This is a genomic window from Peribacillus sp. FSL P2-0133, from assembly GCF_037975445.1.
Taxonomy (GTDB): domain Bacteria; phylum Bacillota; class Bacilli; order Bacillales; family DSM-1321; genus Peribacillus; species Peribacillus simplex_E.
The window spans coordinates 1247684-1270321 of sequence record NZ_CP150254.1; the positions used below are offsets into that span (position 1 = coordinate 1247684).

The window sequence follows — 22638 nt, forward strand, 5'->3', positions numbered from 1 at the left end:
ATACCATCGAACTGCACCGCTAAATTTGAATGGTTTAAAAATAACTTCTCAGATTACGCTCCTAAGAAATGATTCCGTTATATACCGGTTTGATCCTTTCAAATCGAAGAAAGCGAGATTGCCTACAGTTTTTTATTTAAAAAACGTTCCAGTCGTTTCAGAAATCCGCTCCCTTTCCGAATCCCCTCTTTGTCGTCAAACTGATTTAAAAATTTCATCTAGATAAAGCCTGATTCAAAATAATCGTAAATGGCATCTAGGGAAAAAGGATTATTTTTTTTCTGGTCGAATATATAATGAGGATGCTTTTAATATAAGGGGGAGATTGTAATGATGGATACTCCATTGATCATGACTCAAATCATTGAGAGAGCTGAAAAATATTTTCCGAAGAAAGAGGTAGTTTCGCGTACGGATGGTGGAATTCACACATTTACATATGCTGAGATTGCTGAGCGTACAAGAAGGCTGACCAGTAATCTTGAAAAATTCGGTATTCAAACAGGTGACCGTATTGGAACACTTGCCTGGAACCATCATCGGCATTTAGAAGCTTATTTTGCGATTCCTTGTCATGGTGCTGTCCTACATACAATCAATATGCGTCTGTCTCCTCAACATGTTTCTTATATCGTCAATAGTGCGGAGGATCGATTATTATTGATAGACCCGGATGTCATCCCCCTTTTGGAAGCAATTAAAGATGAGTTAACGACAGTGGAAGGTTATATCATAATGACGGATAAAGATGAGCTGCCTGAAACGACCCTTTCACCTATTTATCATTATGAAAAATTATTAGCCGAAGGGAATCCGAAACAGCCATTCATTCAAACCTTGGATGAAAATGCACCTGCCGGCATATGTTATACTTCGGCCACGACCGGGAATCCAAAAGGTGTGGTTTATTCACATCGCGGAATTTTGTTGCATGCGATTGCACTGGGGCTTGCCGATTCTACAGCATTAAGCGAACGTGATGTGGCACTTCCTGTCGTGCCCATGTTTCATGTGAATGCCTGGGGCATGCCTTTTGCCAGTGTTTGGTTTGGAACGAAGATGGTTTTGCCGGGACCTTATTTCACACCAAAGATTTTGGCTGAGCTTATAGAAACGGAGAAGGTTACAATCGCAGCAGGGGTTCCGACGATATGGCTGGGCTTATTGAAGGAGCTAGAAGAAGGCAGCCATGATACGAGCAGCATTCGTGCTGTTTTATGCGGAGGGTCGGCTGCTCCGAAAAGCATGATTAAAACCTTTGAACAAAAGTATGGGATACCATTCCTGCATGCCTATGGAATGACTGAAACAAGCCCGCTCGTATTTGTATCCAAACCAAAAAGCTATCAGGAAGATCTCCCTGAAGAAGAACTTTATGAGTTGAAGGCCAAGCAGGGCCTTGTTTCACCAATGATAGAAATTAAAGTGATCGGTCAGGATGGCGAAGTGAAACCTGATGGAAAAGAAATGGGCGAATTGCTGATCAGGGGTCCTTGGATAGCGAATGAGTATTTTAAGGATGAGCGGTCAGAGGATACGTTTAAAGATGGCTGGCTGTATACGGGGGATGTTGTCACGATTGATGAAGAAGGATTCGTGAAAATCGTCGACCGGACCAAGGACTTGATAAAAAGCGGCGGTGAGTGGATTTCTTCCGTAGATATAGAGAATGCATTAATGGCCTATGAAGCAATCTTTGAGGCGGCGGTAATTGCAGTGCCTCACGAAAAATGGCAAGAACGGCCGATTGCCTGTGTTGTTTTGAAGGACGCATACAAGGGTCAAGTGTCCCAGGAGGACATCATAGAATTTTTAAAGCCGCAGTTTGCAAAATGGTGGCTGCCCGATGAAGTGGTCTTTTTGGATGAAATCCCTAAAACGGGTGTTGGGAAGTTCTTGAAAAGGGCATTGCGTGATCAGCTTCAGGATAAATATATCAATAAATAATGCTATATTTGTTTAATTGTAACTTTTCTACCTATTCCGTTAATGGAAGAAAAATATATAATAGAGTAATAGAACGAAAGAGGAGGAAATAAATTGAGTATTGAATCGACATCACCTTCTGGCACTGTTTTAATCACATATTCGGACAGGACGGCTACTGTTGCAATGAACCGTCCAGAGGCCATGAATGCCTTAAATCCGAAAATGCTGTATGATTTCATTAATGCCCTTAAGGAAGTAAGTGAGAATGATGAAGTGGACGTCGTCATTATAAAAGGGAATGGGAAAGCATTTTCCGCAGGTGGTGACATTAAGATGATGCTCTCGCCTGGAAAAGAAAACGCTTTCGATGAACTGATGGATGGAATCAGTGAATTGGTGACCACTCTATACTTCATGCCTAAATTGACCATCAGTGCCATTCATGGTGCAGCTGCAGGGCTTGGGTTGAGTATAGCTCTTGCAACCGATCACCTTATTGCCGATTCGGAAAGTAAGGTTGCGATGAATTTTATCGGGATTGGATTAATCCCTGATGGCGGCGGACACTTTTTCCTTGAACGCCGTCTTGGTGAAGTGGGTGCGAAAGAATTGATCTGGGAGGGTAAAGTGCTTACAGCGCTTGAAGCAAAAGAAAAGGGCCTCATTCATGAAGTGGCAGAAGGAACGTTGGAACATGCGGTAGAGAAGAAAGTGCAATCATGGCTGCAAAGCCCGGTTCAGGCCATGATTAAAACGAAAAAGATCCTTAGTGAAAAAAATCGCCCACTATTAATTAAGATCCTTGAGATTGAAAAAGCTGCTCAGATGAAAATGCGCCAAACAGCGGACCACCAAGAGGGAATAAAAGCTTTCGTGGAAAAAAGAAAACCGAACTTCATCGGAAAATGAATGAAAACGGCCGTCATTTTTTTGTGACGGCCTTTGTTTTAGACAAAAGGGGCTCGAAGTCCGAAATAGTGAGGTGAAGGTCGTAAAAAATTCATGAACGGTCGAATTAAGTGCGGTGTAGGTCGAATAAAGTGCTCCGGTCTTTATGGTTTTTTTACTGTAATCCTCATTGGATTGAAGAAATTTGCGACACTCCTGGCGAATAACTGGCTAGACGAGACCCCGGAGACATTTACTTTGATGAGGCTTGGCAGACAGTCGGCGGAAAGGGAGCGGAATTCTGAAATCAACGTTTTTTAAATAAAAAAACTGCAGGGAAACTGAGTTTTCATCGAGTTTGTCTACACGAGGCCATCACGTTATTGTGACGGCCTTTCTATTTAGAGTAAAAGGAAGATGCGGGAAACTTGATCATATTTTTAGCGATTGCGCTTCTACTTTCAATCAGCGATGAAAAAGCAATAATGCGCCTGAAGGTGATGTACAGCGATGTGTTTGATCTTGATAGTTTTTTTCCTTTAATAGATTTTGTCCCAATTCTTTTGCTTTTTCATCATTCTCGGCTGTAAATGATTCATCCAATAGTTTTTCCCCTGACGGTTCAAAAACGGTTAATTTGTATATTTTGCTCATTTTCAAAAACTCCCTTGTCAATAATAATGCTGTCTTTTATCTAAAGATAGGTACTGTTATAAAAATTTTATCATTATCTGTCAATTTTGACTATTGTTATGTGGGGGAATGTATTAAGACAGGGAATATTGATAAGTAGCTGAATATCTTGAAAAATGATGGAAAATAACAAAATCGAACTAATTTCATGGTTTCTTCCTTTAAGTTTGGAAAGAATGAAAACAAAACCTATTTATTCTAGAGGAATTCTCTCTTTAAAATGAAAAATCATAAATGATATAATAAACCTGAGTAAAAGGTAGGAAGTGTATGGATCGAAGGGGGATTTTTTGAATGACGGTAAAAATCGTTAATAATATCACTGAATTGATAGGAGATACACCTGTTGTAAGGATTAATCATTTAACAGCGGAGGGTGACGCTGAAGTATTTGTGAAACTTGAATATTTCAATCCGAGCCGCAGCGTAAAAGATCGGGCTGCCTTCAACTTAATTAGGCAGGCTGAATTGGATGGTATCATTCAATCCGGGGCCACGATCATAGAGCCAACATCAGGGAATACAGGAATTGGGCTTGCTATGAATGCCGCGGCAAAGGGGTATCGTGCCATTATGGTCATGCCAGATAATATGTCGAAAGAAAGAATCAATATCTTAAAGGCATACGGAGCGGAAGTTGTCCTCACCCCTGCATCAGAGCGGATGCCTGGAGCCATTCGTAAAGCTGAGGAACTTGCTGCAGAGATTCCGAATAGTTTTATTCCGCAGCAATTTGAAAACCAAGCCAATCCTGATATTCACAGAGTGACGACAGCAGTCGAGATTCTGGATCAGATGGATGGAAACCTGGATGTGTTTGTCGCTACTGCTGGAACGGGAGGAACGATAACCGGTACAGGTGAAGCCTTAAAAGAACATCTGCCGGAGTTAAAGGTTGTCGTTGTCGAGCCTAAGGGTTCCCCAGTTCTTTCCGGCGGAAAGCCTGGTCCTCATAAGTTAGTGGGTACGAGCCCTGGTTTTATCCCCAACATTTTAAATACAGAGGTATTTGATGAAATCGTTCAAGCGGCAGATGAAGATGCGATTTCCACCATGAAGGATTTGGCTTCGAAGGAAGGTATATTGATTGGACCTTCAGGAGGTGCCTCTGTCTGGACTGCCCTGCAGGAAGCCCGTCGTCTTGGAAGTGGCAAACGAGTATTATGCATTGCACCGGATAATGGTGAACGATATTTAAGTATGGATATTTTTAAATGAAGAAAAGACCGAATGCCGTGCATGAAACATTGTTCACGCCATTCGGTCTTTTTCCTATTGAATTTGCCCATACTGGAATAACTAGGTACCAAATGCGATTAAAATAATAATATATGGGAAAGTATGTTCTGGGCGTGTTAAAATTAAATGTGAAATGTTGAAAGAAATCGAGGTGATAACTTTGAGCGGTGTGAAGTTCATTCATGCGGCGGATCTCCATTTGGATAGTCCCTTTTCAGGGTTGAAGGATATGCCGTTATCTATATTAAAGGAATTAAGGGACAGTCCGTTTAAAGCTTTTAAAACTATCATTAATGAAGCAATTTCCCATCAGGTTGACTTTATCGTGTTATCGGGGGATCTATTTGATGGGGAAAATCGGAGTCTCCGGACACAGGTCCGCTTTCGAGCTGAAATGGAAAAACTCCAGCAGCATCAGATTCCTGCTTATATCATTCATGGTAACCATGATCATCTCAGCGGCTCATGGATTACTGTGGAGCTGCCGAATAATGTCCACGTATTTTCAGGGAAAACCGAAGTGAAACGGTTTGAAAAAATCGATGGGACGACTGTCCACCTTTATGGATTCAGTTATCCACGCCGTCACGTAAGGGAGAGAATGATTGAAACCTACATAAAAGCTGAAGGGGCCGATTATCATATAGGTCTGCTTCATGGGAATTTGGAAGGCAATTCCGAACATAGCCCATACGCCCCTTTTTCATTGAAGGAACTAGCTGCTAAAGATTTCGATTACTGGGCATTAGGCCATATTCATAAACATCAGGTTGTATCAGAAGATCCGCTAGTGATATACCCAGGAAATATTCAAGGCAGGAACAGAAAGGAGTCCGGCATTAAAGGGTGCTTGCTTGTCGAATTCGATGGGGACGTGAAGCGTCATTCTTTTATTGAAACCTCTGAGGTGATATGGGAAAGCGAAACAATTGGAATATCCGCGGAAGGTGGTTTTGATGCCCTGTTCAAGCAATGCAAGGAAGTAATTGAACAGAAGGGTTTCGATGGGAGAAGCTTTCTTTTGGAATTGAAGCTGGATGCTGGTGACGCAGCAGGCCCTTCCGGGGATTATCTTGAAGAATTGACCCGGATCTTGCAGGAAGAGGACCAAGGGGAACCATTTATCTGGGTGTATAAAATCAAAGTCATCCAGTCCATGCCGATGATTAGGTCAAATGAAAGAATATCGCCCTTTATGGCTGAGGTATCGATGCTTGCATCTGAATTTGATGATACGGATGCTGCTCTGGCCCCGCTTTATATTCATCCGGGTGCAAGAAGGTTTCTTGATTCAATAGAGCCGGAAGAGAAGAGGGAACTTTTGGATGAAGCGGAAAGATGGCTTTTGCAAGTTTTTGAAGCGAATAAATGACTGTAGGGAGGAGGAACGGATTTGATTATTAAAGACCTCCATGTTTATGGATACGGCAAACTGGAAAATCAGCGTTTTCCTGAATTGGGACAGCTGCAGGTTTTCTTTGGGGAAAATGAATCGGGCAAGTCAACCATCATGTCCTTCATTCATAGTATGCTGTTTGGTTTTCCGACAAAGGTTCAAAACGAACCGCGTTATGAGCCCAAAATGCATGCCAAATATGGGGGAAGGCTCAGTATCATAACAAAAAATGACGGGGAAATCGTCATTGAGCGTGTGAAGGGAAAGGCTACTGGTGATGTAAAATTGACCTTCGAGGATGGAAGGGTCGGCGGCGAGGAAGAATTGAATGAGATTCTCCATGGCGTTGATAAAAACTATTACCAAGCCATTTTTTCTTTCGACCTTCAGGGCCTGCAGGGATTACATACACTAAGTGAAGGGACCATGAGTAAATATCTGCTTTCAGCTGGTCTGATTGGGAATGATAAACTTCTTGAAGCCGAAACGAAATTGCAAAAGGAGCTCGATTTAAGGTTCAAGCCATCTGGCCAAAAACCTTTACTGAATGTGAGATTGAAAGAACTTAAGGAATTGCAGAAAAAGGTGAAAGCATCTGAAGAAGAACAGCAGTCATATACGGCATTGCTTCAGGAAGAAGCAAAACTTAAGGAGGAGCTCTCTAAAGTCACGATAGATATTCAGGAGATTGAAGAAAACCTCGTTAACGTGAGCACTTTTTTGCGGATTAAACCCTTGGTTGAAGAACAGCGGGAACTTGAAACAGAAATAAGTGAAATTCCGGATGTAAGTTTTCCTGTTGATGGCTTAAAAAGACTTGAACAGCTTCAGGCAGTTGGAATGCCCATGAAAGCCCAACTTGCGGCATTGACTGAGAAAATGGACAAACTTGAGGTAAAACTCACGGAAATCGAAATCAATCCGTTCATCAAGGAGCATAAAGAGCAGATTGAACATGCGATAGATCAAGGAACATTGCTGGAGAAGCTCGAGCTGGATATAAGAAAAGCGGAACACGAAAGGCTGTTGGAAGAAAAGAATATTGAAAAGGTGAAGCAGGAATTATTCTTGGATGTTTCTGATGATGAAATAAGAAAACTGGATATCAGTACATTCATGAAGGAAAAGGTGAAAAGGGCCGAGAGGGAAAAGCATCAACTCCAAAATGATAAAAAACAGCTTGATGAGAAATATGGACTGCAAAAGGATAGTCTGGAAACTACAGAATCCCGATTGAAGGAGATAAAGACCCAGTTACTTCCAGATAAAAAAAGAATCGAGCTGGAGACCTTATACAACAAGCAGAATAACATCGAATTTGAAGCGGCACAATCCCTTATTCTTGATGAACAAATACTTGAGCTTGAAAAGCAATTGGCTTTACAGAGGAAGAAGGAAGCGCATAATCGTAAACGTTCACTTATCATGAATGGCAGTTTAATAGTACTTCTTTGTTTAGGTGCGATTGGAAGTTATTTCAGTGAACAGATTTTGTTGGGGATTATACTTCTATCCATGGCTGTTCTGTTTGTAGTTTCCAGGCATCTCTTTAAAGGTGATCATATATTGTCCGGATATATCAGGCAATTGGATGAGATGAAAAGGAAAAGGGCTGCAATTGGCAGTGAAACCAATCGAGTGAGTGAAGGAGAGTCGATGGGTCGGTTGCTTGAAATGGACCAACGTCTTCAAAGGCGGTTTGAAAGTGAAATGTTTAAATATGAAGAAAGGGAGGAAGCGTTTGAATCGACCATTCAGGAATATGCTACTTGGGAAGCTAGCAGGGACCGATTGGATAAAGAAGTGAGGAGCATCTTAAGCGGTTGGGGTCTGTCTTATCCCGGAATGGAAATCAATCTTGAATCTGTATTTGAACTTCTTGAGAAATGGAAGGAAGCCGTAGATAGGAAATATGAAGCAATCAAGATGCACAATTTTCTGCATGCAGAATTTGAGGGTAAATCGAAGGCTTTATTTCATTTTGCACACAGCCTTGATTTTGAACCATCCACATGGCGGGAAGCGATTGGTCTATTGAAACGGGAAATGAATAAAGCGGTTGAATACTCCGTTCAACTAATACAATGGATGCAGGAACGGAGTCATTTGACGAACGAAATCGAGCAGTTGACGATGGAAAAAGGCTATCTTGATGCAGAAATGGAAATGCTTTTTAAGTTAGCGAAGGTTAAGGACGAGGAAGAGTTCAGGCAAGACGCTGCATTGTCAGAAAAGAAAATTGCTTTACAAAAACAGCTTGATTTGATCACCATTCAAATTGGGCAATCCAGAATGCTGCCTGAACAAATCCAAACTTACCTAAAACAGGGGATCAACACGTATACATTTGAAAATTTAGAACGGAAACGTAAGGATTCTGTAAAGGTGAAATCACTTTTATTAGAGAAACAGGCGGATACGAAGCATAAGATAAAACAGCTTGAAGTGTCAGGGATTTATGATGACTTACTTCATCGTTTTTATGAAGAAAAAGCTGCTTTTAACGAAGAGGCGAAGGAATGGGCGAAATTGGCAATAGCCAAAAGCTTATTGAATAAAACCTTGGATCGATATAAAAGGGAACGCCTACCGAAGGTCATCGCTGATGCAGAGCGGCATTTTTCCTTTTTAACGAATGGAAGCTATAATAAAATCATCCTTGATCAGTCGGGAGAAGGCATTTGGGTACAGCGCAGTGATGGTTTGAGTTTCAGGGTTGAAGAGGTCAGCCGCGGGACAGCAGAGCAAATTTATGTTTCCCTAAGGCTCGCACTTGCTGATCATACTTTTGAAAATGATTCATTCCCTCTCATCATTGATGATAGTTTCGTCAATTTTGATGCGGAAAGGACAAAACGGATGCTCAAGTTATTGGAAATGGTTTCGGAAAAACGGCAAATTTTATTTTTTACTTGTCACCGATATATAATGGAGTACTTTAGCGAAAACCAAGTGATTCGTCTATCCAGCCCCGTATTGCGCCAGGATATGAATGATTTGATCATCCCGAAATATAATGGGTTATAAACTATAAATAAAGAGAGTGAAGTCATTGAAAATGAATGAGTTTGTAAGCCACCATGATTCTTCTTTGGAGCTAATAATCGAAAAGGAGTTTCCTGGTGAACGATGTGTTGGGGGAAAATATTCTGCCAAAGGACATAGCATCACTTTATATGAGAGAGATATCGAAATTCAGTGTGAACGCTCCCAAGGATCGCTTGCAAGGCTTGAGGAATATTCATGGGTGATCCTCACACATGAATTGGGCCACGCATTGGATCCCGACCTTGCTGTGCTTAGTGAGGAGCTATACAATACAGGAAAATCAGAAATCCTTTATCAAATAGAGGTCAATGCATGGAATATTGCAGAAGGATTAATTCCTTTCATCTTTCAGGATTTATTTACCTTCATTAGGGATGAATCCCTGGAACATTGTACAAATCGCCTGATGGTCGGTTAAAAGGCTCTCCATATGGAGGGCTTTTTTATTTTCCGCTAAATGGAAATTCTGATAGGGTTTGCGCCGAGGGGGAGAATGGATTATTGAATCGTTCTGAAGCTACAGGAAGTGGTAAATGATATGGCAAGTTAATATGATGTGCTAATTTTTTTACATTAATGTTTCCAATGGAAGCTTCATATCTTTAAAGGAGTATTCACTGTAATGAATCGTTTAAGAGGAATGGGACACGGATTTTTTGGTTTATATTTTTTAAAGGATTGACAGTGAGAATCATTTTCATTAAACTAGTATTATTAGACTAAAAGGGGAGTATTTTTATGCGACCAGCTATTAACACACAGTCTTTATCGCTCGGTTATGGTGATAAATTAATTATAAATGATATGAATATAGAAATACCCAAAGGGGAGATCACCGTATTCATCGGTGCTAATGGATGTGGAAAATCAACACTGCTAAGGTCGGTTGCACGATTGTTAAAACCTCAATCCGGCTCAGTTTTGCTCGAAGGCAAAGCGATTTCGACCATGTCATCGAAGGATGTAGCAAGAAAGATGGCGATTCTCCCACAATCCCCGGTTGCTCCTGAAGGACTTACAGTCTATCAACTTGTTAAACAAGGAAGATATCCTTATCAAAGTTGGTTGAAACAGTGGAGTTCCGTGGATGAAGAAAAAGTTCAAAAGGCAATTGAAGCGACGAACCTGACCGATTTAAAGGATCAGGCAGTCGATGAATTATCGGGAGGCCAGAAGCAACGGGCATGGATAGCAATGACGCTGGCTCAGGATACGGACGTCATATTATTGGATGAACCGACTACATATCTTGATATGACCCATCAAATCGAGATTTTGGACTTATTGTTCGACTTGAATGAGTTTGAGAACCGAACGATCGTGATGGTGCTTCATGATTTGAATTTAGCTTGCCGTTATGCGGATAATCTGGTGGCACTTAAAGATGGGGCGATACATGCTCAAGGCCGGCCAGAGGATATCATCACGCCTGAATTGGTACAGCATGTATTCAGCATGGAATGTCAAATTTCTTTTGATCCAATTTTCGGCAGTCCCATGTGTGTCCCGTTTGGTAAAGGCCGCTACGCCCAAAGTCAGGTAAAAGCGCTGGCCAATGCATAACTTAACACCAGCTATTGAAAAAGAGCTGCAGGGATATCGCATTTCCTTTCGAGATGAAGCCAAAGTTTCCAAGACCTTCAATCATGCTGATGAGCTTATTCAGTATGCACAAGCCCGGACTGGAGCTGAAACGTCAAGGATAGCAATTTCAATGTGGTTCAGACGCTATGCTTTTTTTGTCACGGCACAATTTTACATGTTCAGCAAACATCGGCTTATTTGGGAAGGCACACTTCAGGAAATTGGCGTTTTGGATGATCCAGAAGATAAACATTGGCTCCCGAATTTTTTACTAAAAACTAACAGGTGGAGCAATGTCACGGAAAAGGAAAGCGCATCTGCCCTACATTCCATATTAAGCAGTTTTGGTTCTGATGCCATGAGCTTCTTTTCCGGAACTGCTAAAATATCTAAACTAGTGCTCTGGGAAAATATTTGGAGTTATACGGTATGGATGTATAGTGAGTTATTGAAGCAGGCAGATATAAAGACGCGAGTTGAAAAGGACATTGAAATGCTGCTTGAAGATGAAGTATGGCTGAATATTGAAACGCGTTCGCCTTTTAAACGATTCATTGGGGAAAAAAGTGTTCCGGCGTCCATGAATCCTTATAAGCGGGTGACATGCTGTTTATATTACCGAATTGAGGGTCAGGAAAAATGCGCGTATTGTCCGAACAATAACTGTTGAAATAGATTTGATTGAAGAGCCAGGCTTGGGGTCAAGCCTGGTTTTCTTGTGGAGTGATAACAGACGGTCAGCTTAGGCTTTTTCTTGTCCATTGTCTATCACTTATTAACGAAAACTAAACGCACTAACGAGATTGGTATGTTATAATGTTGATATTTAATTGAACGGAGGCAGTCGCATGGGAAATGGGATCATACACTACGGAATTGGTGAAGTAGTAGATATATATATGTACATTAAAACGAGTACAAAAGCGGTGGCAAGTAATGGAAAGCCGTTTTTAACATTGATTTTGTGCGATAAAACCGGGGAGATCGAGGCAAAGCTATGGGATGTTTCCGAGGCTGATGAGAAAACATACAGTGCGGAAGCTACGGTGAAAGTTCAAGGGGAAGTCCAGAATTATCGAGGACGCAGCCAATTGAAAATCCGTAATATCAGAATTACTTCAGATATTGATGGGGTAACGAAAGCCGATTTAATACAAACGGCCCCTATAAGTCAGGAAGAAATGATGGAAACCATCACTCAATTCATTTTTGAAATGAGGAATCCGAATATCCAAAGGGTGACTAGGCATCTCATAAAAAAATATCAAAATGAATTCCTGACGTTTCCTGCTGCAACCAAGAACCATCATGAGTATATGTCGGGTCTGGCCTATCACGTTGTATCGATGCTAGGGCTGGCTAAGGCCATTTCAACACTATATCCTTCCCTCAATAAGGATCTATTGTATGCAGGAGTCATTCTCCATGACCTTGGAAAGGTACATGAGCTATCTGGACCTGTTTCGACTGTTTATACAGTGGAAGGGAACTTGTTGGGGCATATCACCATCATGGTAAATGAAGTCGGCAAAGCTGCAGAGGAATTGGGCATTGAAGCGGAAGAAGTCATGATTCTCAAGCACTTGATATTAAGCCACCATGGTAAAGCTGAGTGGGGCAGTCCAAAACCGCCAATGGTTAGGGAAGCGGAAGTGCTGCATTATATTGATAATATGGATGCCAAGATAAATATGATGGACCGGGCATTAGAAAAAGTGAAACCGGGTGAATTTACGGAAAGAGTCTTCGCACTCGATAATCGTTCATTCTATAAACCAACATTTTAATGAAATATGTTTCTTTCTCGATGGAGAAAGAAGCATATTTTTTTTGTTCGCGCATATTCTCTAGTAAATGAATAGTAGATTTTTTGGGAGGGAATGGACATGCCAATTTGGATATGGTTCGTGTTTATTGGGATAATTGTCAGTGCAGTCATGTCAATTTGGACAGCTAGGCAGGAACGCCTCATAGATGATGCTTGGATTGAGAAGGAAGGTCAAAAGTACATTGAACGCATGGAAGAAGAGCGCGAGAGGCGTAAAAAGGATATAAATCAGGGGGCATAGCTGAATGATGATAAAAAGCGACAGGACAAAGTCCTGTCGCTTTTTACTATCGAATTATTTTTCTGCTTTAGTTGCATCACCAGAAGTAATGGCATCTTTTAGATCTTTATCTTTAATCTTCACGTCCGCTTTTTTAACTTCTGCATTCAAAATATCTTGAACTTTAGTTTGGTCAATTTGAGCGACTTTCAAATCATATTCAAGATCTTTTTTCATATCTTTGTATGATTTCTTTTCTTTTATATCTTCAAGTTGGATGATGTGGTAGCCATAATCGGATTTAACCGGTTTGCTGATTTCATCTTTCTTCATTTTGTAAGCTTGTTCTTCAAATGCAGGAACCATTTCACCTTGTCCGAACCAGCCTAGCTCGCCGCCTTTTTCAGCTGTGCCTGTGTCTGTTGAATATTCTTTTGCAAGTTTAGCGAAATCTTCGCCTTTGTCCAATTTAGCTTTAACTTCGTTGGCTGTTTTTTGGTCTTTCACTAGAATATGTCTCGCTTTGATTTGTGGTTTATAGTCTTCATAAGCTTTTTTCACATCAGCTTCTTTAACTTTTATATCGGCTACGGCTGCTTTTTCTTGAAGCATGCCGATTTTAAGTGCACGTTTAAGATCATCTTCGCTCTTATATCCGGAAGAGGCCAGGGCCGTTTCGAAATTTTCACCCATTTGCTCTTTAAGTTCGTCCGTTTTAGCTTTAACTTCTTTATCAGTTACTGTATATTTTTCAGAAAGAACTTTTTCATAAACAAGTTCCTGAAGAACGGTTTCACCATAACGGTCTTTCATTACATTGTAAAATTCCTCTTTAGTTATATCCCCCGCTTTAGTTTCCACGACTGCTTCCTTGTCGCTGTTGCATGCTGTAAGTCCAATCAGCCCTGCAGTAACAGCAATCGATAATGCCCACTTCTTCATAAAAACAACTCCTAGTTTTAAGTTTCTGGTTTGCTATTTTTCGTATTTCCACAAAATTAACTATAACATATTCTGGTTGCTTTACAAAAAATAATATATTGGCGTATGACTAAGATTTTTTTGAAAAATGGGTGTACGCCTACCCAGATAATAAATCATTACATATGATAAATCGAGGACAACAAAAGGGGGGAGTAAAATGAGTAATGGATTTAACGGAGGTTTCGCTTTGTTAGTGGTGTTATTCATATTATTAATAATTATAGGATCAGCCTGTTTCTAATCGGCTGCAAAATTAATAATGGAAAGAGCCCACTCCTTTTGTGATGGAGTTGAATAGGATAGGGTAGCCGCTCAACAAAAAGACGAAGTGAATATCAAGCTTAGAAAGGAATGGATTCCTTTTGGCGGATTTAAGGGTGTGCATGAAATTACAATTACTTAAGAATGGAAAGGAGGAAGATCAATGTCTGGAGGAATAGGTGGAGGCTTTGCTCTAATTGTCGTTCTTTTCATCCTGTTAATCATCATTGGAGCTTCTTGGTTATAAACTCATAAATAAAAGGCGAAGCTGTTGCTTCGCCCTTTTTCTTTATGTGGATAATGCCCCGGGTATCACCAATGTATGTAACAAATGATGGCCATCATTTGTTGCTCATCTCTACGTATACAAAATTTCAATATAGGAGGATAATAACATAATTGTAATTAATACATTAATGGTCCTGAATACTTTAGGCTGCCGGTCTTCAGCAATTTCCTTTTGAATGCATAAAGAGTTTGTCATTCTATTAATATTATAAAGGATCAAAATAGCAAAAATAATAAACCAGAACGAGATCAAAACCTAAAATCCCTCCTTGCAAAACATCATGTATAAATACGATACCAAATTATAATGAAAAAAGATACTTAAAAATCTTATTGGACATCTTTATGAATGAATAAGAAATCACTTTTGAATAAGTATATCGTATCCTTCGAGATGTTCCTCGATAAAAGAATGCCTTGGGGAACCAATCAGGTTTTTTATATAAATAAAATCCGATACGCATAATCCGGTGTGCATGGATAATAAAATAGTGAAATAATGAATGTAATGTGGAAAACTAAGGGCACAACCAATCAATATGATAGACATAATGACGAAAGGCAGTACAAGGGTCAAAAGATAAAGATGCTTTCGAATCGGAACATGTACATTGACTTTGCATGTAAGCACAAGGTTCCACTTCAAGGACCAAGAAGTTTTTACTTTTTTACATAATAATCGTAAAGGTAAATAGTGTAATAGTTTGTGAACAGGATATAATAAGAGCAATAGGCTAAAAAATACCATTGTTTGATCGCCATACAAAATAACATGAGTTAAAAAGACACTTAATAATGTATAGATCAGAACAAAAGACAACAATATAGTAAAAACTGCAAAAAAGATCAGACGGCAACTGCCATATTGTTTTGCCACGTCAATTGTTTTCCACGAATTCATTTCGAAATCAGCCCTCCAAAGCTGTTTTAATATACTTACATACATTACGATGAATGGGTGGAAAAAGCAATGAAATTCTTGGATTAACTTTAAGATAAAATCAATATAGTGTGTAGGCAAGCTAAGGGCGTTTAAGGCCAGGTTTTGAACCAGGGATCTGACAGATTACTGAGCGTGAAAAATCAAAAAATGGTTATATGCCTTTTAGGATAAATTGAATGATCGATTGGGGATAAGTGATGTATGAAAAATATAAATGAAGAAATAGAAATACTCCGTTTTCATCAACGGCTTTTATTAAACCTGATACGCAATCCGGAGGCCAAGTTGGATTATCTATTTGTGGAAAAAAATTTCACGAAGAAGGAAGCGAAAGAATTATTGGAAACATGTGATATCTTGAGCAAACGCTATGAAATAGAAAAAGCGGAAGGGTATATGAACTTTCGACCGCTTTTTAATCAATTTGAAAGAAATGTTAATCCAAAAATAACCATAAAGGAATGCATTGATGCATGCCTCTCACAAGGTTTATATGTATCATTCATGAAGGAAATGGATAGAGTATGAGATTAAACTGGCTCAGTTTCTTTCTCTATCTTTTTTTTTGTGATTTTACCCTCCACGTCAGTAAACTCCTGATCAATGTTATCAAAGGATCGTTCAAAGATTTGCATGAAATCCTCACCGTAGATATTACGGATGATGGCCATCATTTCAATCATATCCGGAAACTTGCCATAAAGCTCACGCAGTGGAAGTGCACCTGAGAAAGCAGAGTTCTTGCTTGGGTCGTATGTCTCCATTAAATCAAGAAGAATTTTTTCACCTTCCGCTGTGATCTCTATATACGTATTCCTTTTGTCATTTTCTTTTTTGGAAAATGTTAAGTATCCGCGTTCCTCTAATTTTTTTGAAAAGTTAAATGCCGTAGAAACATGCATGACCCCAAATTTTGCAACATCAGAAATGGAAGAGCCATTAAGATGATAGGCAATCCAAAGAATATGATGCTCATTGATATTTAAATCATAGGGCTTGATCCATTGCTGCCAATCTTTTTCAATCGATTTCCATAATGCTTTGCTTAATTGTGCAATTCGTTGACTAAAAATCATTGCTTCTTTCATAGAATAATTTTTATTCTGCATATTATGGGCTCACCTACTTATAAGATTCTATATATTTATTATGACAATAAAATAAAAATTAATAAAGAAAAATATTTGCAAAATTTTTAGAAAATTTTAGTTTTTTAATGAATTCTCCATTCTTCTCCAATAAACCATGTAATTTATTGGGAAAAATGGAGAATCAAGTTTGTGTGACGATGTCAGCTATTAATCTTTTTAGAAGAAGGGGAGGCCGCTTCCAATTCTTTCAATGAATTTTCAATTTCTTGAACGTTCTTCAATAATTCATTTTTATTGGGTTCGATTTCCCGCTTCCAGTTCTCGATGACGACCTGAACATCCGAAATGAACGTTTTTACCGTTTCTTTGCTGATTTGTGAAGCCTCCATCGTGTCATCTTTAATATTTAGCATTTTTACCTTTAACTCATCAATTGTATTCTTAATTTCTTCGGTATTCGTTTTGATGCGGGTCCGTAGGTCTTTACCTGAACTTGGTGTTGAAAGTAAGGTTGCCGCACCAGCTACTACTGTTCCAGTCAAAAAGCCAATTATTAATGATTTTGCTTTCATTAGGATCACCTCATTTTATATTATGTTTTCGCTTTCCATGGTCTGAATCCCTGCTGAAAAAAGCATCAATTGGAAATTATGATAAATAGGGAGAGAAATACTATTGATATCAAAATACCATAATTTTCATCCTTATGGAAGAGTATCGACCATTTTATCTTTATATCACAAAAATATTTTTTTAAACTTAGAGAGTAAATATATAATATTTAAAAATAACTTGAAGCTTTATTAATAATGCTTCATATAAAAGGAAGATCAGCATATAGATAATAAAAACAAGCTGTCGGAACATGGATGGCACTGGTGGGTAAAGAATGAAAATCATTTTTTTAATAGGTCTGGTATGCGTGTGCGGAATGGGGTATTTTCTAAGGCGAGCTAAAACTCCTGGCATCTATCCGCCTAAGAGGGTACTCCAGGCTAGAGCCTTCGCTATGGGCCTCCCCGGGGTTTTACTGCTTTTCATTTGGTTTATGTGGATATTGATTCAATGATGAAGGATGATTCTGACTAGAATTCCAGATTCATAAGATTGGAAAAAAAGCACCGGATATTCCGGTGCTTTTTTAGGTATGATGATCCTGCTGCTTAAGCATTAATGGGTATATTTGATTTTCTTACGATGCCGTTCACAATTGGATAAATGATGACCATCGCAACTGTATTTAACAGTACGGCAGGAAGTACAACAGCGCCGAAAAGTGCAACGAAAGGCCCTGGAAGGGAAACGATATAATAAGCCGAACCAAGGAAGACAGCGCCGGAAATCATTGTTCCTACGGCAGTCAAGATACTAACGGTGACAACGGATGTTGAAAACTTCTTAAGACTGATGAATAAAAGGTAAAACAGAAAGGCTGTTGCCAATTTGTCTATGATATTTGGAATCTGTCCACCAGGAAATGTAGTTGTCATGGCAGAGATGGCTCCAGCAGCCAGGGCGACAATGAAAACATTCTTCTTCGCGGGAAACAGGGTAATCGCCAAAAACATCATCAACAGCATCATATCCGGTTTCATTCCAAGGAAGAATCCAGGTACGATAAAATGCAGGGCAGCCCCAATCCCGATTAATAGGGACAGTGACACAAGGGTTTTCGTTTTCATTTACTCATCTCTCCTATTCTCATCTCAACTAACATCTTTTCTTCAACAATGCACTATTGCCTGTTGCAAGAAGTTTAAAATAGTATATCATAAGACCTATTTTTTTAGAAGTTATATTTGTTTTAATTAAAGGATTTGAGCTTCCTTCGCTTTATACGATTCCTGGAATTTCTTCATGAAATCCGCAAGGTCCTGGCAATGGGATATAGGGACAGCATTATAGATGGATGCTCTGCAGCCACCAATGGAACGGTGACCGTTCAGTCCTACGAATCCGGCTTGCTTTGCCTCTTTAAGGAATTGTACTTCAGCTTCTTCTGACGGAAGCGTGAACGTCACATTCATTAATGAACGGCTGTCCGGTAGGGCATGGCCTTTATAAAAACCATCGCTGCCGTCGATGGCATCATAAATGACTTTTGCTTTTTCTTCATTGACTTCAGCAATCTTTTCAACGCCGCCCTGTTCTTTTGCCCAATCCAACACAAGGGACAATAAGTAAATGGCCAATGTCGGGGGAGTGTTGTATAAAGAATTATTTTTCGAATAGATAGAATAGTTCATCATGGATGGAACTTTGTCATTATCTGTAATTAAATCTTTACGGATGATAACGACCGTGATTCCCGATGGACCCAGATTCTTTTGTGCACCTGCATAGATGATGCCGAATTTACTAACATCAATTTTTTTGCTGAGAATATCACTTGACATATCAGCTACTAAAGGAATGCCCCCTGTTTCCGGGAAGTCCTTCCATTGCGTACCGTAAATCGTATTATTGCTTGTGATATGAAGATATGCAGCATCATCATTCAATTGGATGTCTTCGACTTTAGGGATGAACGTATATTTTTCATCTTTTGATGAAGCGACAACAGCCGTTTCACCAACCTTTTTGGCCTCTTTTAATGCCTTTTCCGACCAAGAACCAGTTAGGACATAATCTGCCCTTTTCCCATCATTCAAAATGTTCATGGGAATCATGGAAAATTGTAGGCTTGCTCCTCCTTGAAGCAGGAGAACTTCATAATTTTCAGGAATTTCCATGAGGTCTTTTAATGATTGAATGGCATGGTTATGAATTTTTTCGAATTCCGAACTTCTATGGCTTAATTCCATGACCGACATACCGGAATCCTCAATATTCAACCATTCGTTTTGGGCTCTTTGTAAAACTTCTAAGGGAAGGGCGGCTGGCCCAGCGTTAAAATTACGTGCACGTTTCAATTTTTTTCCTCCTATGCGACTATGTGATAAAGTATTTGAGACTATTCATATATCCTACCAGAAAACTAAATTCAATAGGAGGAAAATTTAGAATTTTAGGTGACATTTTGTTTTAATGATGGGCCAATGCAAAAAGGTCCTCCATTTTGAGTGAGGACCAAATCGGGATCATTGTTTTTTCATGCAACCAGTGTTAGCTAACGTTCAATTAAAAAGGTATAACGAAAGGAAAAAGAAATTTGCACACGCCATCACGGTCTCATTTTAAATGCTGTGCAATGGAGTCAGCGATTTGTTTCAGGTCATCTGGTGTATAGTCGCTGGTATTCGTTTTCCAAACAGCCCCAAAGCCGTCTCCTTCACCATGCCGAGGAATTAAATGCATATGAAAATGGAAAACGGACTGTCCAGCGGCTTCACCGTTATTATTTAAAAGGTTCAGGCCTACAGGTTGGAATTCCTGCTTCATGGCGCGGGCAATTTCCGGCACCACTTCAAAAAGGTTCTTGGCAATCTCGGGTGTCAACTCATAAAGATTTTCCTTATGTACTTTAGGTATTACCAGCGTATGGCCTTTAGTTACTTGACTGATATCGAGAAAGGCCAATACATGTTCATTTTCGAAAACTTTGGAACTTGGGATTTCCCCATTGATTATTTTGCAAAAAATGCAATCACTCATTAAAAACGCCCCTTTAGAAGTTAATGTATTTGGTTAATCGTACCATAGCTTGAATCCTTGAGAAAAGGAAAAATCATAAAAACAGGATGCAACATAAGTTGCACCCTGCCTGTTGAAAAAGGGGGTTTTGCTTCAAAATTCGCATTAGCATAAATTCTCTGCGACAAACACCTCATCTACATTTTAGTAAAATATGGTTATTATCTGATTAGAGATTTTCCATTCAAAGCAACCATCTCCTATATTTTTAAAAGTTTCATCAACTTTCAAAGCATAATTGATAATTATTGAATGATTTTTCTGCTTTTACGTGCAAGAGAACCATCTCCTTGCTCGAAACGATTTTTTTTAATGAAGCTTCTGGTTTAATTCAGTTATACGTCTTTAACTGACACCTCATTTACAATATGATGTGAATCATTTGTAATAAAACAGTTGGGTATTTCAGTGTAATACGTCTTTAACTGACACCTCATTTACAATATGATGTGAATCACACGTAATGACTAACCCCTTCTTCCTTATTTATGATGACCACCAAGCAGGAAAAATATAATTGGTTATTTATGGAAATTTAGTTCCGGGGACACTCGACTATATAAAAGCAGGAGAATTTGATAAAATGGAAATAAGAACCTCTATATAGAAAGGATCGTTTATATGTCCTTATTGGAAATAAAGCAATTAGTGGGCGGATATACAAAAACGCCCGTTTTAAAGGGAATAAGTTTTGACATTCAACCAAATGAGCTAGTGGGGTTAATTGGGCTAAATGGGGCTGGGAAAAGTACGACGATTAAACATATCATCGGACTCATGGAGCCGAAAGGCGGAAGTGTCTCGATTCATGGTAAAACTCTTGCCCAGGACCCGGATACATATCGGAAACAATTCACTTATGTTCCAGAAACGCCAATCTTGTATGATGAGCTTACACTTGAGGAGCATTTAAAGCTTACGGCCATGGCACATGGTTTGGCGGAAGCCACATATAAAGAAAGGATGGACGTTCTATTAAAGGAATTCCATATGGAAAAAAGGCTTAAATGGTTTCCGGCCCATTTCTCAAAAGGAATGAAGCAAAAGGTCATGATAATGTGCGCCTTTTTAGTACAGCCGTCTTTATATATCGTCGACGAACCCTTCGTAGGTCTAGATCCATTAGGCATTCAATCCCTGCTCGATTTGATGAGGAAAATGAAAGAGAGCGGAGCGGGAATTTTAATGTCTACACACATACTGGCAACAGCCGAGAGGTATTGTGATTCTTTCATAATACTGCATAATGGAGAGATCCGGGCAAAAGGCGATCTTGAGCAGCTTCGTGAACAATTTTCCATGCCGGGGGCAACTCTTGACGATTTATATATTCAATTGACGAAAGAAGAAATCGGTCATGAATAGTCAAAATCTCTGGAAGGAAAGATATTTAGGCTATATAAATGAAACGCAAAAATATCTGCGCTATATTTTTAATGGCCATCTTGTTTTTGTCATGGTATTGGTACTTGGTGGTTTGGCCTATTATTACAGTGATTGGGTGAAGACGTTGGACAGTGATTTCCCTGCTGAATTGATCATGGCCTTTGTTTTATCGATCATTGTGACCAGAAGCCCGATTAATACTTTTTTGAAAGAACCTGATACGGTATTCCTGCTTCCGCTTGAAACGAAGTTGAGAAGCTATTTCAAAAATTCACTGATATTAAGTTGGGTCATGCAGGGGTTTATTCTTCTGGTTGTCCTCATCGCATCTATACCGATGTATTCGAAGGTTACGGGTGCAGGAGGCACGGACCTTGGGATCATCCTGGTCGTTTTGCTTATTTTGAAGTTCTTGAATTTAACCATGCGCTGGCAGGTGTTGAAATATCAGGATACATCAGTGAGCCATTGGGACTCTCTCATCCGCTTTTTACTTAATGGAGTGATTCTTTATTTCATCTGTTCAAGGGCAAATATACTGTTTGCACTTATAACATTTTTATTATTGTTAGGACTTTACATGTATTACCGAAGCGCAACTAAAGGGTTTGTGCTTAAGTGGGAACGGCTGGTGGAATTGGAAAACAAGAGGATGAATTCTTTTTATCGAATAGCGAACATGTTTACTGATGTTCCTCATTTGAAAGGAAAGGTAGCAAGAAGGAAATGGATGGACTGGCTATTATCATTCATTCCGTATGGTGAAAAATCAACGTATACCTACCTTTACGCCCGTACTCTGTTGCGATCGAATGATTATGTGGGACTTTGTTTTCGCTTGACTATCATTGGGTCAGTGATTTTAAGTGTATTCACTAACATATGGGCACATTTGATTGTAACCTTCATGTTCCTATTCATGACAGCCCTGCAATTGCTGCCGGTTTGGAAGGCTCATGAATGGAAGGTATGGGTCTCCTTGTATCCATTGCCAGCAAAAATGAGAGAATCTGCAGTGATAAAGCTTATTTCCTATTTCTTATTATTTGAGGACCTTGTCTTCGGTTTGGTCCTGCTAGTGAAAGGGGAATGGATGTCCGCTTTAGCCGCCTTGGCAATGGGGCTTGTTTTCTTGCTCGGTTTTAAAATTTATGCAGCAAAGAAAATTAAAAACTTTTAATCAGAAGCTGATTTTTCATAAAATCAGCTTTTTCTTTTAAGAAATGA

Annotated in this window: 23 protein-coding genes; 15 read left to right on the forward strand and 8 right to left on the reverse strand. The window is 39.4% G+C overall.

All coding sequences use genetic code 11. The features are described from left to right. Positions 1–330: 330 nt before the first annotated feature. Both MKY17_RS05985 and MKY17_RS05990 read left to right on the forward strand, forming a co-directional pair. Positions 331–1947: a long-chain fatty acid--CoA ligase gene (locus MKY17_RS05985; RefSeq protein ID WP_098372506.1), complete on the forward strand. Its 1617-nt coding sequence runs from the start codon at positions 331–333 to the stop codon at positions 1945–1947. A 93-nt stretch (positions 1948–2040) separates the two neighbouring features. After that, a complete protein-coding gene (locus tag MKY17_RS05990; protein WP_098372505.1) occupies positions 2041–2838 on the forward strand; it encodes an enoyl-CoA hydratase in 798 nt (265 codons plus the stop codon). 444 nt (positions 2839–3282) lie between these two features. Here MKY17_RS05990 and MKY17_RS05995 read toward each other — a convergent pair whose 3' ends face one another. Beyond that, positions 3283–3471: a YhzD family protein gene (locus tag MKY17_RS05995; protein ID WP_098371372.1), complete on the reverse strand. Its 189-nt coding sequence runs from the start codon at positions 3469–3471 to the stop codon at positions 3283–3285. Between the two features lie 333 nt (positions 3472–3804). Between MKY17_RS05995 and cysK the strand changes: the two genes are divergently transcribed. From cysK to MKY17_RS06035, 8 genes are all read left to right on the forward strand, one after another. Beyond that, complete coding sequence (cysK, locus tag MKY17_RS06000) at positions 3805–4728, forward strand: cysteine synthase A (RefSeq protein ID WP_089364653.1); 924 nt, start codon at positions 3805–3807, stop codon at positions 4726–4728. Between the two features lie 190 nt (positions 4729–4918). Then, positions 4919–6121 carry a DNA repair exonuclease gene (locus MKY17_RS06005; RefSeq protein WP_286177030.1) on the forward strand — a complete coding sequence of 401 codons (1203 nt, stop codon included), beginning with the start codon at positions 4919–4921 and terminating at the stop codon, positions 6119–6121. Between the two features lie 21 nt (positions 6122–6142). Next, a complete protein-coding gene (locus MKY17_RS06010; protein ID WP_339201490.1) occupies positions 6143–9172 on the forward strand; it encodes an AAA family ATPase in 3030 nt (1009 codons plus the stop codon). 31 nt (positions 9173–9203) lie between these two features. Then, on the forward strand, positions 9204–9611 hold the full coding sequence (locus tag MKY17_RS06015) for a hypothetical protein (protein ID WP_260398024.1): 408 nt from the start codon (positions 9204–9206) through the stop codon (positions 9609–9611). Between the two features lie 320 nt (positions 9612–9931). Further along, a complete protein-coding gene (locus MKY17_RS06020) occupies positions 9932–10756 on the forward strand; it encodes an ABC transporter ATP-binding protein (RefSeq protein WP_098371369.1) in 825 nt (274 codons plus the stop codon). Further along, complete coding sequence (locus MKY17_RS06025; protein WP_098371368.1) at positions 10749–11447, forward strand: (2Fe-2S)-binding protein; 699 nt, start codon at positions 10749–10751, stop codon at positions 11445–11447. Before MKY17_RS06020 ends, MKY17_RS06025 begins: the two co-directional genes overlap by 8 nt. A 178-nt stretch (positions 11448–11625) precedes the next feature. Next, positions 11626–12564, forward strand: a complete 939-nt coding sequence (gene yhaM, locus MKY17_RS06030; protein WP_098371367.1) for a 3'-5' exoribonuclease YhaM — start codon at positions 11626–11628, stop codon at positions 12562–12564. A gap of 93 nt (positions 12565–12657) precedes the next feature. After that, a complete protein-coding gene (locus MKY17_RS06035) occupies positions 12658–12846 on the forward strand; it encodes a sporulation YhaL family protein (protein ID WP_048677962.1) in 189 nt (62 codons plus the stop codon). A 54-nt stretch (positions 12847–12900) separates the two neighbouring features. Here MKY17_RS06035 and MKY17_RS06040 read toward each other — a convergent pair whose 3' ends face one another. Next, positions 12901–13767 (reverse strand): peptidylprolyl isomerase, encoded by an 867-nt coding sequence (locus tag MKY17_RS06040; RefSeq protein WP_098371366.1) that lies wholly within the window; start codon positions 13765–13767, stop codon positions 12901–12903. A 199-nt stretch (positions 13768–13966) separates the two neighbouring features. On the opposite strand from MKY17_RS06040, the gene MKY17_RS06045 reads away from it, so the two are divergent. Beyond that, a complete protein-coding gene (locus MKY17_RS06045) occupies positions 13967–14050 on the forward strand; it encodes a YjcZ family sporulation protein (protein ID WP_098371365.1) in 84 nt (27 codons plus the stop codon). A 183-nt stretch (positions 14051–14233) separates the two neighbouring features. Next, positions 14234–14317, forward strand: a complete 84-nt coding sequence (locus tag MKY17_RS06050; protein ID WP_061462016.1) for a YjcZ family sporulation protein — start codon at positions 14234–14236, stop codon at positions 14315–14317. A 111-nt stretch (positions 14318–14428) separates the two neighbouring features. On the opposite strand, the gene MKY17_RS06055 is transcribed toward MKY17_RS06050, so the two are convergent. Then, entirely contained in the window at positions 14429–14611 is a 183-nt protein-coding gene (locus MKY17_RS06055; RefSeq protein ID WP_034314696.1) for a hypothetical protein, read from the reverse strand. An 891-nt stretch (positions 14612–15502) separates the two neighbouring features. On the opposite strand from MKY17_RS06055, the gene MKY17_RS06060 reads away from it, so the two are divergent. Further along, positions 15503–15829 (forward strand): DUF1878 family protein, encoded by a 327-nt coding sequence (locus MKY17_RS06060; protein ID WP_098371363.1) that lies wholly within the window; start codon positions 15503–15505, stop codon positions 15827–15829. Positions 15830–15831: 2 nt separating this feature from the next. Here MKY17_RS06060 and MKY17_RS06065 read toward each other — a convergent pair whose 3' ends face one another. The 5 genes from MKY17_RS06065 to MKY17_RS06085 form a co-directional block, all read right to left on the reverse strand. Beyond that, the gene (locus MKY17_RS06065; protein WP_034314691.1) at positions 15832–16410 is read right to left on the reverse strand and encodes an HTH-type transcriptional regulator Hpr; all 579 of its coding nucleotides are present in this window, start codon (positions 16408–16410) and stop codon (positions 15832–15834) included. 182 nt (positions 16411–16592) lie between these two features. Then, entirely contained in the window at positions 16593–16964 is a 372-nt protein-coding gene (locus MKY17_RS06070; RefSeq protein ID WP_098371362.1) for a YtxH domain-containing protein, read from the reverse strand. 591 nt (positions 16965–17555) lie between these two features. After that, on the reverse strand, positions 17556–18074 hold the full coding sequence (locus MKY17_RS06075) for a tryptophan transporter (protein WP_076367276.1): 519 nt from the start codon (positions 18072–18074) through the stop codon (positions 17556–17558). Positions 18075–18200: 126 nt separating this feature from the next. Beyond that, a complete protein-coding gene (serC, locus tag MKY17_RS06080) occupies positions 18201–19304 on the reverse strand; it encodes a 3-phosphoserine/phosphohydroxythreonine transaminase (RefSeq protein ID WP_098371360.1) in 1104 nt (367 codons plus the stop codon). 259 nt (positions 19305–19563) lie between these two features. Then, positions 19564–19986, reverse strand: a complete 423-nt coding sequence (locus MKY17_RS06085; RefSeq protein ID WP_076367272.1) for an HIT family protein — start codon at positions 19984–19986, stop codon at positions 19564–19566. A gap of 660 nt (positions 19987–20646) precedes the next feature. Here MKY17_RS06085 and MKY17_RS06090 point away from each other — a divergent pair. Then, positions 20647–21390, forward strand: coding sequence for an ABC transporter ATP-binding protein (locus MKY17_RS06090; protein WP_076367270.1), 744 nt, complete (start codon positions 20647–20649; stop codon positions 21388–21390). Then, the gene (locus MKY17_RS06095) at positions 21383–22591 is read left to right on the forward strand and encodes an ABC transporter permease (protein WP_098371359.1); all 1209 of its coding nucleotides are present in this window, start codon (positions 21383–21385) and stop codon (positions 22589–22591) included. The genes MKY17_RS06090 and MKY17_RS06095 overlap by 8 nt, the downstream gene beginning before the upstream one ends. Positions 22592–22638 lie beyond the last annotated feature (47 nt).

Bases quoted from the DNA above. Each gene is read 5' to 3' on its own strand.
- MKY17_RS06090 (WP_076367270.1), top strand. From the start codon at position 20,647: ATGTCCTTATTGGAAATAAAGCAATTAGTGGGCGGATATACAAAAACG.
- MKY17_RS06025 (WP_098371368.1), top strand. From the start codon at position 10,749: ATGCATAACTTAACACCAGCTATTGAAAAAGAGCTGCAGGGATATCGC.
- MKY17_RS06075 (WP_076367276.1), bottom strand. From the start codon at position 18,074: ATGAAAACGAAAACCCTTGTGTCACTGTCCCTATTAATCGGGATTGGG.
- MKY17_RS05995 (WP_098371372.1), bottom strand. From the start codon at position 3,471: ATGAGCAAAATATACAAATTAACCGTTTTTGAACCGTCAGGGGAAAAA.
- yhaM (WP_098371367.1), top strand. From the start codon at position 11,626: ATGGGAAATGGGATCATACACTACGGAATTGGTGAAGTAGTAGATATA.
- MKY17_RS06020 (WP_098371369.1), top strand. From the start codon at position 9,932: ATGCGACCAGCTATTAACACACAGTCTTTATCGCTCGGTTATGGTGAT.
- MKY17_RS06035 (WP_048677962.1), top strand. From the start codon at position 12,658: ATGGACATGCCAATTTGGATATGGTTCGTGTTTATTGGGATAATTGTC.
- MKY17_RS06070 (WP_098371362.1), bottom strand. From the start codon at position 16,964: ATGAAAGCAAAATCATTAATAATTGGCTTTTTGACTGGAACAGTAGTA.
- MKY17_RS06085 (WP_076367272.1), bottom strand. From the start codon at position 19,986: ATGAGTGATTGCATTTTTTGCAAAATAATCAATGGGGAAATCCCAAGT.
- MKY17_RS06095 (WP_098371359.1), top strand. From the start codon at position 21,383: ATGAATAGTCAAAATCTCTGGAAGGAAAGATATTTAGGCTATATAAAT.
- cysK (WP_089364653.1), top strand. From the start codon at position 3,805: ATGACGGTAAAAATCGTTAATAATATCACTGAATTGATAGGAGATACA.
- MKY17_RS06065 (WP_034314691.1), bottom strand. From the start codon at position 16,410: ATGCAGAATAAAAATTATTCTATGAAAGAAGCAATGATTTTTAGTCAA.
- MKY17_RS05985 (WP_098372506.1), top strand. From the start codon at position 331: ATGATGGATACTCCATTGATCATGACTCAAATCATTGAGAGAGCTGAA.
- MKY17_RS06050 (WP_061462016.1), top strand. From the start codon at position 14,234: ATGTCTGGAGGAATAGGTGGAGGCTTTGCTCTAATTGTCGTTCTTTTC.
- MKY17_RS06060 (WP_098371363.1), top strand. From the start codon at position 15,503: ATGAAAAATATAAATGAAGAAATAGAAATACTCCGTTTTCATCAACGG.
- MKY17_RS06045 (WP_098371365.1), top strand. From the start codon at position 13,967: ATGAGTAATGGATTTAACGGAGGTTTCGCTTTGTTAGTGGTGTTATTC.
- MKY17_RS06040 (WP_098371366.1), bottom strand. From the start codon at position 13,767: ATGAAGAAGTGGGCATTATCGATTGCTGTTACTGCAGGGCTGATTGGA.
- MKY17_RS06015 (WP_260398024.1), top strand. From the start codon at position 9,204: ATGAATGAGTTTGTAAGCCACCATGATTCTTCTTTGGAGCTAATAATC.